Origin of the sequence: Marinobacter vulgaris (genome assembly GCF_003344045.1) — a bacterium.
In the GTDB taxonomy this organism is placed as follows: Bacteria; Pseudomonadota; Gammaproteobacteria; order Pseudomonadales; family Oleiphilaceae; genus Marinobacter; species Marinobacter vulgaris.
The window spans coordinates 221677-236303 of record NZ_QFWX01000005.1 but is presented as its reverse complement, the minus strand read 5'-3'; the positions used below and the strand labels follow the sequence as shown (position 1 = coordinate 236303).

The following is a 14627-nucleotide window of genomic DNA, read 5'->3' as shown; positions in this document are numbered from 1 at the left end:
GTCAGTTCGGGTCGTAGCTTCTTTCGGTTTTGTCGTACTGGGGAATATTATCGGTAATGGCAAACCAGTCCGACTTGGAACCGACGTAAACGTGTGAGGCCGGCCCTTTGCCCAGAGGCTCATTGATCATACCGACCCGCAGGCGCAGGATACCAGGGATGGCATCTACACGACTGTAAAGCTGGCTACCACAACGCGGGCAGAAGCCCCGGTATTTGCCGGGCCGGGATTCGTATTCACGGATCAGTTCCTCACCCGCGGTAAATCGGGCACGGATTTTCTGGATCGGCGCACTGGCGGAAAACGCACTGCCATGGGCGCGCCGGCACTGGCTGCAATGGCACAGGGCTATCGGTCCCAAAGGGCCGTCGTATTCCAGCTTGATATCGCCGCAAAGGCACTGCCCTGTCAGCATGATTTGACCTCGATGGTTCGTCGGATTGCCGTGTTTCGGGGCCGGTATGATAACCAGCCGCCACTTGAAGAACCAGCGGGCAAGCACCACATACAAGTCACAACGTTCGCAAAGGAGGCCACTATGGCATTCAGCACACTTCCGAACATCGGAATGGGGACATTCCGCCTGAAGGGTAATGATGCAAGAGACGCCGTGAAAAGCGCGCTCTCACTCGGTTACCGGCATATCGACACTGCCCAGATGTATGAAAATGAATCTGAAGTGGGCGATGGCATTACCTCCAGTGGCATACCGCGGCGCGAGATTTTCCTGACGACCAAGATCTGGCACGACCAACTCCACCGGAGCGACCTGATCAACAGCCTGCACGACAGTCTGGCACGGCTTAAAACCGACCATGTGGACCTGACGCTGATCCACTGGCCGTCGCCGGACGACGAAGTACCCATGGAAGAATATCTTGGGGCATTGCGGGATGCACAACGGGAAGGGCTGACAACGCACATCGGCATTTCCAACTTTACCTGTGCCCAGATGGACCAAGCAAAGGCTATTCTAGGGGATACACCCATTTTTACCAATCAGGTCGAAGTCCATCCGTTCCTGGCCAATCGCAAGGTGGTCGACCATGCCCAGAAGCTGGGCATTACCGTGACCGGCTACATGCCTCTTGCCGTGGGCAAAGTGATGGAAGACGATACCCTGATCCGTATCGGCCGTGAGCACAACGCTTCACCGGCGCAGATTGCCATTGCCTGGACCGCTTCTCGTGGCGTGGTGCCCATTCCCTCATCCACGCGTCCCCAGCACCAGAAAGCCAACCTGGAGGCGATCGAGATCGGCCTCAGCGCCGAGGAAATTGCCCAGATCGACCAACTCGACCGCGGTGAGCGTATTGCTAATCCGGACTTTGCGCCGGCCTGGGACTGAACCAGAAGCTCACCAGTGTCAGCGTCAGTGTGGCAACAGGAAGGACAAACACCAACCGGGTGCCGAGGGTCCACAGAGTTGCTGCACTGAACACAGACCAGAGCAACGGCAACAGCAGAAACAGCCAGCGAACCCGTCTGGGCAACAGCAACAGGCAGGGCACTGAGGCAGCCACCGTTACACCGGGCGCAATCCCGAACAACGCAATGGCCTGCCAGTTTCCAGTCTGGGCCACCATCAGCAGGGGCAACAGTCCCGTCATCGCCAGCCAGCCAGTGCCAGCCCGCCATCGGCGTGCAGGCCTGGCGGCATTTCCATCCCAGGGCCATACCAGGGCTGCCACCGTCAGTAGCGCGGCCTGCAGAATAAATCCCCAGCCAAACCAGGTGGCCGGGAGGTTGATGGGCCCGTAATATTCCAGCAGGAAGCCTGCACCGCTCCACAACCAGGCCGCCGCCAGCAATAACAGGACGGCCCGCTTCGCCAGCTTATCGCCGCGCACCAGAAACCCTGCAATCAGCAGCATCATCACAACGGCGACGCCTTGCCAGGGCCAGAAATCCTGATTGATACGAACAAAGAGCCGGAGAAACACCTCCGGCCCGAACATCAGAAAATCCGACAGCGAGTAGCTGAACCAGTCCACGCCCGTCATAACCCTGCCACGTAGTCAGCCATCCGCCGGCGCTGCTGTTCATCCGGAAGGTCCCCGTACTGCGCTCCCATGTTCTCTTCCATGTGCTTCACTTTGGTTGTCGCCGGAATGGCACAGGTAACGGCCGGATGGGACACGATGAACTTGAGGAAAAACTCCGCCCAGTTACCGCATCCTGCTTCTGCCGCCCATCCCGGCAATGGTTCGGACTGGTAGCGACGGAACAGGCTGCCACCCTGGAAGGGGCGATTGACAATCACGGCAATTCCCCGCTCTTTCGCCAGGGGCAAGAGACGCTGCTCGGCCTCACGGTCCAATACGTTGTAGGTCAACTGCACAAAATCCAGGGGCTCCTGCTCCATTATCTGCGCCAAATCACGATGGCGCCGGCCGTGGGAGGTGGTGATGCCCAGATACCGGATATCGCCGTCCGCCTTCATCTGTTTCAGGGTTTCCAGATGAGGTTCCCAGGCCACCAGGTTGTGCACCTGCTGCAGATCAAAGCGCTCAATGCTCCACTTCCTCCGTGAGGCTCCGTCCTGCTCTCGTGTAGCCCCGCCATCGCTGGTCCAGATCTTGTTGGCAGCAAATACCTGGTCATGGGCATTGAGGGTGTCCAGTGCCTCTCCCATCACGTCATCTGCTGAGCCGTACATGGGCGAGGAGTCGACCAGCGTGCCGCCCGACTCGAAAAATGTCTTCAACACCTCCGTGCGCTCTCTCACAAGGTGCTGATCTCCCCCCACATTGAAGGTGCGCCAGGTACCCATGCCAATCACGGGCAGGGATTCTCCAGAAGACGGGATAGGCCGGGTAATGGCCTTCCCGCCAGGTGCGGCCATCAACCCCGGCATGGGAACTGAAAGGCCGGTGGCAGCCAGTGCGGCCATGAACTGTCGTCGGGTCCATTGCGTTGCCATACCTAGGTCTCCGGTGTCCATTGCGTTCATGATTGCATTACGCACTCACACAGATTCAGGTTCTGCCCCCTAACTGACAGGGTAACGCTGAGGTTGCCCCTGCGCTAACCTGTTGATTAAAAGGAGCACTTACATCTGTTAACAAAATGCAGTATAAACAACGTCACTACTGGCATTTTTTAACGTCATGTATAGCCCTTTCGCATAGTATGGGCCGGAATTTTGGGCTATTGTAGTTGGATCGAGAACCAACGAGCATTGCACCATGTTGCTGACGGCACGAAGCCATTGTTACAAGACCCAAAACGGATCAGGCCGCCAGCAAAATCGAGCAGTGCCGCGCCTGCTTGTTTCTGCCATGGCAGCCTTGCTTTCATTTGGCACTGCCTCTGCCTCCGATTCGTCCACCAGCTCCCCAAATAAAACCTGGAGCGGTCAGGTGCGGAGTTATGCGTTTCAATCCCTGAACGACGAGCAGGCCCTTAGCATGGCGGCCATCCCGATGAACGGCCCCGGCATCGAGCAGTACATTAATGCCGATGCGCTGATGAGCCCCGGATCCATTATCAAGCTGATTACCACCTACGCAGCACTGGAGACCCTGGGCCCGACCTACCACTGGGACACCAATTTCTATACCGACGGTGAGCTGGTCGGCGACACGCTCAACGGCAACTTTTATGTCGACATGGGCGGTGATCCGAAACTGACCATCGAACGCCTCTGGAGCACACTGAGTGAGCTCCGTGGCATGGGCATCAGCGCCATCAATGGCAACCTGGTTCTTGATGGCGACGTGTTCAGGCTGGCCGACGGACTGCCCGGCTTCGACGACAATGGCGACAATCCCCATGCACCGTTTCTGGTTCAGCCCTCGCCTTACCTGTCCAACCTCAACCTGGTGCATTTCCAGGTGCGGGCCGACGAGCGCGGCACCCAGGCCTGGAGTGCGCCCTCGCTGAATGACGTTGTGATCGACAACCGCGTCACTGCGACAGCTGAAGGCCCTTGCCCCGCCCGCAGACGCTTTGAATGGGAACCGATCTTCCATGAGGATCACCGGGTCACCGTCAGGGTCACAGGTGAGCTGCCCCAGGGTTGTCGCACAACCGCCTACCTGTCCGTACTGCCCCACGAGCAGTACACCGCTTCACTGATACGGTCGCTGCTTACGGATATGGGCATAGAGATAAGCGGCAAGAGCCTGTTGGCCGACACACCGGATGACGCCCGGCTGATGCTGAGAACCACCTCGCCCGATCTGGTGACCATGGTGCGGGACATTAACAAGTGGAGCAGTAACGTCATGGCCCGCCAGCTACTGCTGAGCATTGGTGCCGAGCACCGGCTGGAGGGCGATGAAGATGACCGGGTTGCCGGCATCCGCGTGATCTACCAGTGGCTTCAGGAAAAAGGAATCAATACAGCGGGCATGGTTATCGACAATGGCGCAGGCCTGACCCGTCACGGGCGCATCACCGCCCGCCAGGGTGCACAGATTCTTCAACACGCCTGGAACAGCGACTATTCCGCGGACCTGATGGCTTCCATGCCGCTGATCGCAATGGATGGCACGATGGCCAGGAGACTCAGAAATGCGGGCCTTGATGGCAAAGGCCGTATCAAGACCGGTTACCTGGAAAACGTGCGTTCCATTGCCGGGTTTACCAAGGACGACACCAACACCACCTGGGCTGTCGTGGGCATGGTCAATAACGATCCGGCCTGGAACGGTCAGGCAGTGCTCGACCGCATCATCTACTCTCTTCATCACCGCCCGCCTACCGGAACGACGCTTTCCCAGGCACCTTCCAGTGGCACCGAGATTCGCTGAGCCTGGTCGTGTGCCGTAACCGGTCCAGGCCAGGCGCTTCCCCCGGTCAGGGTCAGCGGCTCACTCCTGCCATGTCTGGCAGTTCATGGGCAATACCCTTATGACAGTCAATGCAGGTCTGATCCCCTTCACCGGTCAGCGCCGTTGAGTGCGCTTCCGCGGCACGGGGATCCTGAAGCGTAAAATCCATGGACTCGAATTCGTGGCAGTTACGACACTCCAGCGAGTCATTGGCTTTCAGCCGGTGCCATTCCCGCTGGGCAAGTTCAAGGCGCTTGGCCTCGAACTTTTCCGGTGTATCAATAGTGCCGAACAGCCAGCCCCAGACTTCCTTTGAGGCTTCCATCTTTCGCCCGATCTTGTGGGTCCAGTCATGGGGAACATGGCAGTCAGAGCAGGTAGCTCTCACACCGGAGCGGTTGGTGTAGTGAATTGTGCCTTTCAGCTCCTGGTAAGGATTGCTGTACATCTCGTGACAACCAATACAAAACTGCTCGGTGTTGGTAGCCTCAAGAGCCGTGTTGAAACCGCCCCAAAAAATGATTCCAGCCAGAAATCCGCCCAGCGTCAGAAACCCCAGACTGTAGTGAACGCTGGGCTTCCGTAGCAGACGCCAGTAATACTTCAGCCGATCCATCATTGGCTCTCCCCCCGATCTCCTTCACGGATAACCTGATCGATGGGTTTGAAGTCGGAATCCATCAGCGCTTCGGCGTCGGTCTGAGGTACGTGACACTGGGTGCAGAAATACCGGCCCGGCGTTACCTCCGCCCGGACCTGGAAGTTGCGGTCCATGAAGTGAGTCACGCTGACCATGGGTGCACCTGCCGACGGCGCGGCTTGCCGGCTGTGGCAATCCAGGCAGCGATTAAAGCGCTTGTCTACCTGATAACCCCGGATGTTGTGGGGAATTACCGGTGGCTGTTCGGGGTAGTTGCGTACTTCCCGCTTCACCTCTCGTGGGTCGCCGGCAATCGGGGGGGCAGCCCCCACTTCGCCAAGGGTTCCACCGTCCCGAAGGCCATCAGGCGCAGAGGGTGACAGGGAGGGTGACTCTGCCAGGGCGACCATGGCAAGGGAGGCCATCAGCAGGACAGCAATAAGCTTTTTCATGATGTGTCTCCTCAAGCCAGGTTAACCAGTTCCAGACGAACCGCACACTTCTTGAAGTCCGTCTGTTTGGAGATGGGATCGGTGGCGTCCAGCGTGACCTTGTTGATGATTCTTCCGGCATCAAAGAAGGGCACGTAAACCAGACCTTTGGGAACACTGACCCTGCCACGGGTTTCCACCCGCAACCGCACTTCGCCACGACGACTGGCAACCAGAACCTCGCTGCCGCGGCGGAAGCCCTGACCCCTCGCATCTTCCGCATTCATGTAGATAAGCGCGTTTGGCACCGCCTTGTGGAGTTCGCCTACCCGTTGTGTCATGGAGCCTGTATGCCAGTGTTCCAGAACGCGACCAGTACAGAGCCAGAAGGGATACTCTTCATCCGGGGATTCCGCCGGCGGCTCATGGGGCAGCGCAAAAATCCGCGCGCGGTTATCGGCATTGCCATAGAACTGGAAACCGGTGCCCTCTTCCACATATGGGTCGGAGCCTTCGCGGTAGCGCCAGAGCGTCTCCTTACCATCCACAACCGGCCAGCGCAGGCCACGGGTATTATGGTAAGTGTCGAAGTCAGCAAGGTCCTTGCCCTTGCCTTTGCCAAACCGCCGGTACTCCTCGAACATGCCCTTCTGGATATAGAAGCCGAACTCTTCCGCTTCATGGTTGCCGTATTCCGGATTCAGATCATCCAGGGGATAGGCATCCACATTACCGTTGCGATAGAGCACATCGAACAGAGTCTTGTCCCGCATTTCGGGGGCTTTTGCCAGAAGCTCCTCGGGCCAGACATCGGCGACCTTGATGCGCTTGGCCAGGGCCACCGTCTGCCATAGATCAGATTTGGCCTCCCCCGGTGCAGACACCAATTCCTGCCAGAACTGGGTGCGGCGCTCGGCGTTGCCGTAGGCACCTTCTTTCTCAACCCAGCCGGCGGACGGCAAGATCAGGTCCGCCGCCTGGGCAGATACCGTGGGGTAAATATCGGAGACGATGATAAAGGTATCCGGATTGCGCCAGCCCGGCAGCGTTTCCTGCATGGTATTGGGGCCGGCCTGGATGTTGTTGGTGACCTGGGTCCAGTACACCCGCAGTTTGCTGTCCTTCAGCATCCGGCTCTGGAGCACGGCGTGATAACCGACTTTGGCGGGAATGGTTCCTTCCGGCAGTTTCCAGATTTTCTCTGCCTTGGCCCGGTGCTCCGGATTGGCCACCACCATGTCTGCCGGCAAGCGGTGAGCAAAAGTGCCGACTTCGCGGGCGGTACCACAGGCAGAGGGCTGGCCGGTGAGGGAGAAGGGGCTGTTGCCGGGGGTAGCAATCTTGCCGGTCAGCAGATGCACGTTGTAGATCAGGTTATTAACCCAGACACCACGGGTATGCTGATTGACGCCCATGGTCCAGAAGGTGGTTACGCGCTTCTGTGGATCTGCATAGATTCTGGCCAACCGCTCCAGCCGGTCCGCAGAAACGCCGGACTCCCTGACTGCCCGCTCAAGATCATAGGCTTTGACGTATTCGGCAAAAGCCCCGAAGCTCATGTCTTCAAAGCTGCCGGCATTGTTGGCATTTTTGGCGTTCTGCTGGCGCGGGTCTTCCGGACGCAGACCGTAACCGATATCCTCCACGCCCTTCACGAATTTAGTGTGTTTGTTGACGAAGTCCTCATTAACCGCATCGTTCTGGATGATGTAATTTGCGATGTAGTTGAGGATGGCAATGTCCGCATGGGGCGTCATCACCATTGGCAAATCCGCAAGGTCGAACGAGCGGTGCTTGAAGGTGGAGAGCACCGCCACTTCGGTAGAAGGATGCGACAGACGACGGTCCGTTACCCGGGTCCACAGAATAGGGTGCATCTCCGCCATGTTGGAGCCCCAGAGCACGAATGCGTCGGCGCTCTCAATGTCGTCGTAGACGCCCATCGGCTCATCAGCGCCAAAGGTACGCATGAAGCCGGCAACTGCTGAGGCCATGCAATGCCTGGCGTTGGGGTCGATGTTGTTGGTGCGGAAACCCGCCTTGAACAATTTGCTCGATGCATAACCTTCCCAGATCGTCCACTGGCCGGAACCGAACATGCCCACACTGTCGGGGCCGTGTTCCCTGATGGACGAGGTGAACTTCTCCGCCATCACATCCAGAGCTTCGTCCCAGCTGACCTCCTCAAACTCTCCTTCCTTGTGAAACTTGCCATCGCGTTTGCGCAAAAGGGGCTTCGTCAGCCTGTCGCGTCCGTAAAGGATCTTGGACAGAAAATACCCCTTTACACAATTGAGCCCCCGGTTCACCTCAGACTGGGTATCACCATGGGTAGCGACGATCTGGTTGTCTTTGGTGGCAACCATCACACTGCAGCCGGTTCCGCAGAAACGGCACGGAGCCTTGCTCCATTTCAGTTTCGTAAGTTCTGCGTTGGTAATCAGGTTGGCGGCCCCTGCGGGAATCGAGAGCCCCGCGGCTGAAGCCCCCAGAGCGAGCGCATTGGCCTTGGCGAATTCGCGTCGTGTCAGGTTCATGATCCTATCCCTGTCATCAGGTTTATTGTGTTTTGTTCAGGTCAATCATTTCGTGATTGGCTTCCGCCACCGACATCAGCTCGTGATAGACCAGGATGCACTCCAGAACGCCGGGCTGGCTTTCCAGCAGTTCCATGGTTTCCAGCAGGCGGCCCTGGTGGGGTCCCTCCGCAATGACCACCAGTTTGCCTTCGGGAGATTCTGCCCCGGTCTCCAGACCCTCCGTCTGGTTGACCTTTGCCTTGATGGCAGTCAGGTGTTCCGGCCAGCAATGGACAATAAAGCTGGCAATATGCAGTTCGTCCGTGGAAGGCTCAGACATTGGTTACTCCCCCACCCTTGATTGGAGACTTTTCACCCACCGGCTCTGGTTCCGGAACAACCAGAGCAATGGCATCCTGGGGACACACGGCAACGCAGGCCCCACACCCTGTGCAACTGTCGGTATCGACGTCCGGTCGCGGCACGCACCCTAGGCTGTAACGAAAAACAATCGCCTCCGGCTCGCAGGCGTCCTGGCAGCTCTGGCAATGGATCCCTGCTTTTGTCAGACAGTTGTCCCGAATGCCGGCGCGCCACTGGAAGGCTTCCCGCGCCAGATCGAAAACCGGCTCGTCACAGGCCCAGACACATTCCTGGCAAAAGGTGCAGCCGTCATGCTCGAAACTGATGCGCGGGAAACCGCCGTCTCCCTTCTGGAGAATGCCCTCTGGGCAGGCGTCTATACAGCCGTCACAGCGCACGCAGGTATCAACCAAATTGCTGCTGGTCCAGGGAGGCCGGTGCTCCGACGCCAATGGTTTGCCGCCCCGAAGAAAAGCTCGTCGGGCAAGAGATACTGCCATGAGCGTTCCTCAGCCGGGTGGCCCTGGGGGCCCCATCAGAATCTGGGACATCCAGACAATAAAGCCATACCCGCCGACAATGGCGACCGAGAGAATGGGGAAGAGAAAAACGATTAGAAAAACAAACAACCGGAGTTCGTATTTTTTTCTGTGCTCCTGTGACGAAGCTGTCTGATCATCCATAAACCCGCCTTTTGGATGTGTATATACAGAAACCTAGCAAACGCTCCGAGATTATCAACTGACACATATCAAGTTTTTATAAAACTGATAAACGTCAACACAGCGATTGGTAATGAAGATTATTTCCCTACCGTCACACCCGACTCTGAACCGCGTGCTAATCTATGACGTAGGCGCAGAAGGCTCTCTGCTTAGAGAACGTTTTCCCAGGTACCGGGTGTTCCGTCTGCAGAGGTGTCTACTCAAGCTCAGGCAGGGCAAACGTCCCTGCTTTTCATCACAGGGAGAAAATGCATGAATAAGCATACTTCAATGTTGGGCGCTGCCGGCATTCTCGGCATCGCGGTTGTAATCGGTGGCTGCGCCAGTTCCGCTGAGCGGCCGGATGGCGACATGAGAACCGCAGAGTCTGCTATCCAGCAGGCAGTGTCATCGGATGCCAGAAAATTCGAGCCGGTATTGTTGAACCAGGCGCAAAACAAGGTGGCCGATGCCGAAGAGCTTATTGAGCAGGAGAAATATATTGAAGCAGAACGCCTCCTCGAACAGGCGTCCGTAGATGCACAACTGGCCGGGGCCCGTTCAGACACCGCGAAAGCAAAGCAGGCGGTTGAAGAGATCAATGGCAACATCGAGTCACTTCGCCAACGAATGGAAAATCGCCAGTAAGGCCTCAGCGGAAACAGGAGATTCGTATGAACAAGCGCAACATGACTTTGGGCATGGCCGTCAGTTTTTCTGTGTTACTGGTCGGATGTGCCAGCACGCCTCAGGATAACGCACAAGTGGAAGAGGCAAGGGCTGCCTATGAAGAAATCAGGAACGATCCGAACGTAGCCCGCGTTGGTGATACTCAGTTAAGGAACGCCAGGGACGAGCTGTCCCGCGCTGCAAGCCTGCTGGAGGGTGACGCGGATATTGCAGAGATTGAGCATGCCGCCTACCTCGCCACTCGGCACGCCCAGATCGCCGCCGAACAAGGTAAGCGCGCGGATTTGCAGGATCAGATCAATTCCGCGGAAGAACGGCGCAAGGAGCTCGAATTGCAGATGAGTTCCAGTGCAGCAGCGCAGGCCAGACAAGAAACGGAAGAACTCCGGCGGCAGATGGAAGAACTTCAGGCGGAGCAGACGGACCGTGGCATGGTGCTGACACTCGGTGATGTGCTGTTCGATCTCAACCGGGCCGAACTGAAGTCATCTGGCGAGGAAACCATTGAGCGGTTGGCGGAGTTCATGAAGGAGTATGAAGAGCGCCGTGTGCGCGTGGAAGGCTACACGGACAGCACCGGCGAGGCATCCTACAACCAGGGCCTGTCTGAGCGCCGCGCGGAAGCCGTCCGCGATGCACTGGTCGCCATGGGTATCAGCTCCGACCGGGTAGAAACGAAAGGATTCGGGGAACAATTCCCGGTAGCCAGTAACGAGACCTCCGGCGGGCGGCAACAGAACCGCCGGGTCGAGATTGTCATCTCCGATGAGGATGGCAATATCGACACCCGCTGATTGTCATCCTGAGCAGGCAGTCCATAAAAATAGCCCCGGACCATCCGGGGCTGAATTATCAACGCTTTTAAGGACTGATTACTTTACGTATCCAGATGCTTCACTGGATCATTTAAGCCCACCGAAATCATCCGGCAGAATCAAGCCAAGTCCATCAGCAAGATCAGGGGTTCGGCGCGCACAATAGAGCGTTCGCCCCCTGAACTCCATCTGAAAGTCATACAACAACGTATGATTCGAGACACTTCAAAGGATGAAATCCATGCAGCGGGTCTTATGCATCGCGTTATTAAGTTTCCTGGTTCTGACAGGCTGCAGCTCGACCAAGCTGGCCTACCGCTATGCGGACTGGGGTATTGTCTGGTGGGTGGATGACTACGTTCCCATGACATCGCAGCAGGAATCCCGGCTTGAGCAGGACATCCGCGATCTTCGGCAATGGCACTGCAGCACTGAACTGCCGCTCTATTCCCAGTGGCTTGGTCAGTTGAAAAGTGATGTGAGGGCCGGAAACCTGGACCAGTCGGTCATTGCCGGCCATCAGGAAACGCTGTTTGCTTTTTTCCAGCCATTGGTCAATCGGGCCAAGCCAGCAGTAACAGGCCTCTTGGCAAGTCTTAGTGATGAACAGGTGCAACAGCTCGCGGCAAATATGGAAAACAGCCAGGAAGAGCTCGAAGCCGAGTTTCTGGGGGACAGTCCGGAGGAGACCCGTGCCGCCCGGGCGGAGCGCACCGGGGAAAGGGTCGAGCGCTGGCTGGGGTCATTGAATGAGCGCCAGCGGAAAACTGTCAACGCCTGGTCCGACGCTCGGGGCGAACAGACGAAGATCTGGCTGGAAGGTCGACGCAACTGGCAACAGGCATTACTTGAGGCCCTTGAACAAAGGCGCAGCGAGGATTTTGCCGATCGCATCAGTTACCTGATCGATAATAACGAAGAGGTTCGCGGGGACAGGTATCAGCAGATGATGTCCGAGAGCCGGATGGCGATGGCGGCTCTGATGGCGGATTTGTTACAGCAGGCGGATCAGCGCCACCTGGACCACCTGGTGGACCGGGCAACGGAACTGGAAAAAGATTTCGATACCCTTGCCTGTGTCAGCGAGGGTACCGAAAGCCGGACCAGCTGATATCAGATTGTCAGGTAGCCGCCGTCCACGTTGATGCAGGTGCCCGTGGTATAGCTGGAGGCGCCGGAGGCGAGGTACAGCACCGTGCCGGCCATTTCGTCCGGATCCGCTACCCGCTTCATGGGAATGTGGGCCATGGCCTGCTTCTTGATAGCCTCGTTAGAGGTCAGGGCGCTGGCAAACTTGGTATCTGTCAGCCCCGGCAGAAGCGCATTCACCCGTACGTTCTGTTGTCCCAGTTCCATGGCAAAAGATTTGGTCATTGAGATAACCGCTGCCTTGGTCACCGAATAGATGCCCTGGAAGTGGCCCGGATTAACGCCGTTTACCGAGGCCACATTGATTATGGAACCGCCGCCGTTTTTCTTCATGATCTGGGCGCCGCGGGCACACATGAAGAAATAACCGCGAATGTTCACGTCCACGGTCTTGTGATAGGCGCCGATGTCCGTATCTTCAATGGGGCCAAAGTAGGGATTGGCCGCCGCATTGTTGACCAGAATATCCAGTTTGCCGTGTTTTGACTCGATGTGCTGCCAGATGTCTTCAATCTGATCCATTTCGCCGATATGGCAGGCATAGGCTTCAGCACTACCACCGTCCTCGCGGATACTGGCGGCCACGGCCTCACAGGCATCAATCTTGCGGCTACTGACAATCACATGGGCGCCGTAGTTGGCCAGAGTGCGGGCAATGCTCTCGCCAATGCCGCGACTCGCGCCGGTGATAAGGGCGACTTTGCCGCTCAGGTCGAACAGGTCTTGCTTGTTCATTCTTCACCTCAATTCGTTATCGAAAGGTCACCAGGGAGGCGTCTTCCGCTTCCAGATGGCTGTAGTTGTTGAATACCGCCAGGGTGCGGCGCGCGCCGGAATGTAAAATCCGGGTGACGCTGGTATTGGCGATCACCGAGTTCATATCCAGTGCCTTGCGGTCACTCAGTTGCAGCAGGTGTTGGGCAATGACGGCAATGGGGCCGCCGGAGGTGGACACCAGGGTGTCGCCACCATCTGCGTAGTCGATCAGCTGCTCAAGGGCTGTGATCACCCGGTTCTGGAATTCACCCCAGCTTTCGGCGTATTCGTCGTCATGTTGCCCGCTGACCCACCGGACCATCGCTTCCTCGAACACCTGCTGGAAGGCTCTTGCGGGTTTTGGAAATGCCGCCAGGTCCCGCGCCATACGCTCCCGGTCTTCCCATTCCGGGCGCAGGCGCTCAATCAGCTGGGCATGGTCAAATTCACTGAAACCCTCAACCGCCTGCATATCCGGAAGGGTGTCACCGTAGCCGCTGGCAATGGCTTCCATAGTTTCCCGGTGGCGCTCCATATTGCCGCCAAACACGGCACTGGGGGTGACCTTGCCTGCAAGCCAGCGGCCCAGAACCCGGCCCTGCTCCCAGCCCCGTGGCGACAACTGATCGTAGTTTTCCTTGCCAAAACTGGCCTGGCCGTGGCGAATCAGATAGATCGTTGCCATTACAGGTCACTCGCCTCGATCAGCCGCTGACAGCGCTTCTCCAGATAGTTCGCGGCATGACCGAAGGCAGCGAAACGCTTGTCTCTGGTCTGGCCATGGTAATAGCGGTAGTAAATCTGCTGCACAATCACTGCCAGCCGGAACAGACCATAGATCTCGTAGAAGTCGAAGTTGTCGATTTCAAGGCCGGATTTTTCAGCATAGTAAGCGACCACTTCCCTGCGGGTCAGCATACCCGGGCGATGGGTGGGTTGTCGGCGCAGCATCTGGAACGGGCCTTCATCGTCTGCCTCGACCCAATAAGCCAGGCTGTTACCCAGATCCATCAGGGGGTCACCAATGGTGGCCATCTCCCAGTCCAGCACACCGATAACCTCGAACGGGTTGTCAGGATTCAGCACCACATTGTCAAAGCGGTAGTCGTTATGGATAACCACCTGGGCGACGTCCTCCGGCATCTTGTCGTTCAGCCAGCCCATGACGGCCTCAAAGTCGCCTACGTCATCGGTTTTGGCCTTGCGGAAGCGGTCACTCCAGCCGCCAATCTGGCGCTGCACATAGCCGGCACCCTTGCCGAGCTTGTCCAGGCCGGTGGCCTTCGCATCCACCTTGTGCAGATCCACCAGTTTGTCGATGACGTTCAGGCACAGCTTGCGGGTATCCGCCTCGCTGAGCTCGAAGTCCTCGGGGAAATCCTGGCGCAGGATGATGCCCTTCAGGCGCTCCATGACGTAAAAATCGCAGCCCAGTACGTCATGGTCGTCGCAGATGGCAACGATGTTGGGTACATAGGGAAATTCAGGCTTGAGGGCCCGCATTACCTTCGCTTCCCGCAACATATCGTGGGCGGACTTGGCAATCTTGCCGAACGGAGGACGGCGCAGCACGTAGGAGCGGTCGCCGTAATCCACCTGATAGGTCAGGTTGGAAGCACCGCCGGGGTACTGTTTGATCTTCGGCAGGCCTTCCAGGTCCGGAATGGCCTGCTTCATGAAGCGGTCAACAGCCGCGACATCCAGCTCTTCACCTTCGCGGATATCAACAGCCTGGTCGATCTGGGTCATTCAGGGCTCTCCTCTGTTTGCAATATAGCAGCA

General features: G+C 57.5%; 17 protein-coding genes. 5 read left to right on the top strand and 12 right to left on the bottom strand.

The window, feature by feature from the left end:
• Position 1: 1 nt before the first annotated feature.
• Complete coding sequence (locus DIT71_RS12470) at positions 2-415, bottom strand: GFA family protein (RefSeq protein WP_114613715.1); 414 nt, start codon at positions 413-415, stop codon at positions 2-4.
• 123 nt (positions 416-538) lie between these two features.
• Here DIT71_RS12470 and dkgB point away from each other — a divergent pair, with 123 nt between their 5' ends.
• On the top strand, positions 539-1348 hold the full coding sequence (dkgB, locus tag DIT71_RS12465) for a 2,5-didehydrogluconate reductase DkgB (protein WP_114613549.1): 810 nt from the start codon (positions 539-541) through the stop codon (positions 1346-1348).
• On the opposite strand, the gene DIT71_RS12460 is transcribed toward dkgB, so the two are convergent.
• Together DIT71_RS12460 and DIT71_RS12455 are read right to left on the bottom strand one after the other, a co-directional pair.
• Positions 1317-2003 (bottom strand): DUF6064 family protein, encoded by a 687-nt coding sequence (locus DIT71_RS12460; RefSeq protein WP_114613548.1) that lies wholly within the window; start codon positions 2001-2003, stop codon positions 1317-1319. The two genes, dkgB and DIT71_RS12460, sit on opposite strands and share 32 nt — an antisense overlap.
• Positions 2000-2923, bottom strand: a complete 924-nt coding sequence (locus tag DIT71_RS12455; RefSeq protein WP_114613547.1) for an aldo/keto reductase — start codon at positions 2921-2923, stop codon at positions 2000-2002. Before DIT71_RS12455 ends, DIT71_RS12460 begins: the two co-directional genes overlap by 4 nt.
• Positions 2924-3281: 358 nt before the next feature.
• Between DIT71_RS12455 and dacB the strand changes: the two genes are divergently transcribed.
• Positions 3282-4757: a D-alanyl-D-alanine carboxypeptidase/D-alanyl-D-alanine endopeptidase gene (gene dacB / locus DIT71_RS12450; RefSeq protein ID WP_244312023.1), complete on the top strand. Its 1476-nt coding sequence runs from the start codon at positions 3282-3284 to the stop codon at positions 4755-4757.
• Between the two features lie 52 nt (positions 4758-4809).
• On the opposite strand, the gene DIT71_RS12445 is transcribed toward dacB, so the two are convergent.
• The 6 genes from DIT71_RS12445 to napE are packed head-to-tail and all read right to left on the bottom strand — an operon-like array spanning position 4810 to position 9414.
• On the bottom strand, positions 4810-5397 hold the full coding sequence (locus DIT71_RS12445) for a cytochrome c3 family protein (RefSeq protein ID WP_114613545.1): 588 nt from the start codon (positions 5395-5397) through the stop codon (positions 4810-4812).
• A complete protein-coding gene (locus DIT71_RS12440; RefSeq protein WP_114613544.1) occupies positions 5394-5870 on the bottom strand; it encodes a nitrate reductase cytochrome c-type subunit in 477 nt (158 codons plus the stop codon). Before DIT71_RS12440 ends, DIT71_RS12445 begins: the two co-directional genes overlap by 4 nt.
• 11 nt (positions 5871-5881) lie before the next feature.
• Positions 5882-8386, bottom strand: a complete 2505-nt coding sequence (gene napA, locus DIT71_RS12435) for a nitrate reductase catalytic subunit NapA (protein ID WP_114613543.1) — start codon at positions 8384-8386, stop codon at positions 5882-5884.
• A 22-nt stretch (positions 8387-8408) separates the two neighbouring features.
• A complete protein-coding gene (locus DIT71_RS12430; protein ID WP_114613542.1) occupies positions 8409-8708 on the bottom strand; it encodes a chaperone NapD in 300 nt (99 codons plus the stop codon).
• Positions 8701-9231, bottom strand: a complete 531-nt coding sequence (gene napF / locus DIT71_RS12425) for a ferredoxin-type protein NapF (protein WP_114613541.1) — start codon at positions 9229-9231, stop codon at positions 8701-8703. Before napF ends, DIT71_RS12430 begins: the two co-directional genes overlap by 8 nt.
• 9 nt (positions 9232-9240) lie before the next feature.
• Entirely contained in the window at positions 9241-9414 is a 174-nt protein-coding gene (gene napE / locus DIT71_RS12420; protein WP_114613540.1) for a periplasmic nitrate reductase, NapE protein, read from the bottom strand.
• Between the two features lie 294 nt (positions 9415-9708).
• Here napE and DIT71_RS12415 point away from each other — a divergent pair, with 294 nt between their 5' ends.
• From DIT71_RS12415 to DIT71_RS12405, 3 genes are all read left to right on the top strand, one after another.
• The gene (locus DIT71_RS12415) at positions 9709-10083 is read left to right on the top strand and encodes a DUF4398 domain-containing protein (RefSeq protein ID WP_114613539.1); all 375 of its coding nucleotides are present in this window, start codon (positions 9709-9711) and stop codon (positions 10081-10083) included.
• Between the two features lie 26 nt (positions 10084-10109).
• Positions 10110-10919 (top strand): OmpA family protein, encoded by an 810-nt coding sequence (locus DIT71_RS12410; protein WP_114613538.1) that lies wholly within the window; start codon positions 10110-10112, stop codon positions 10917-10919.
• 262 nt (positions 10920-11181) lie between these two features.
• The gene (locus tag DIT71_RS12405; protein ID WP_114613537.1) at positions 11182-12051 is read left to right on the top strand and encodes a DUF6279 family lipoprotein; all 870 of its coding nucleotides are present in this window, start codon (positions 11182-11184) and stop codon (positions 12049-12051) included.
• 2 nt (positions 12052-12053) lie between these two features.
• Here DIT71_RS12405 and DIT71_RS12400 read toward each other — a convergent pair whose 3' ends face one another.
• The 3 genes from DIT71_RS12400 to DIT71_RS12390 are packed head-to-tail and all read right to left on the bottom strand — an operon-like array spanning position 12054 to position 14594.
• Positions 12054-12824: an SDR family oxidoreductase gene (locus DIT71_RS12400; protein WP_114613536.1), complete on the bottom strand. Its 771-nt coding sequence runs from the start codon at positions 12822-12824 to the stop codon at positions 12054-12056.
• A gap of 16 nt (positions 12825-12840) precedes the next feature.
• The gene (locus DIT71_RS12395; protein WP_114613535.1) at positions 12841-13530 is read right to left on the bottom strand and encodes a histidine phosphatase family protein; all 690 of its coding nucleotides are present in this window, start codon (positions 13528-13530) and stop codon (positions 12841-12843) included.
• Positions 13530-14594: a phosphotransferase family protein gene (locus tag DIT71_RS12390; RefSeq protein ID WP_114613534.1), complete on the bottom strand. Its 1065-nt coding sequence runs from the start codon at positions 14592-14594 to the stop codon at positions 13530-13532. The genes DIT71_RS12395 and DIT71_RS12390 overlap by 1 nt, the downstream gene beginning before the upstream one ends.
• Positions 14595-14627 lie beyond the last annotated feature (33 nt).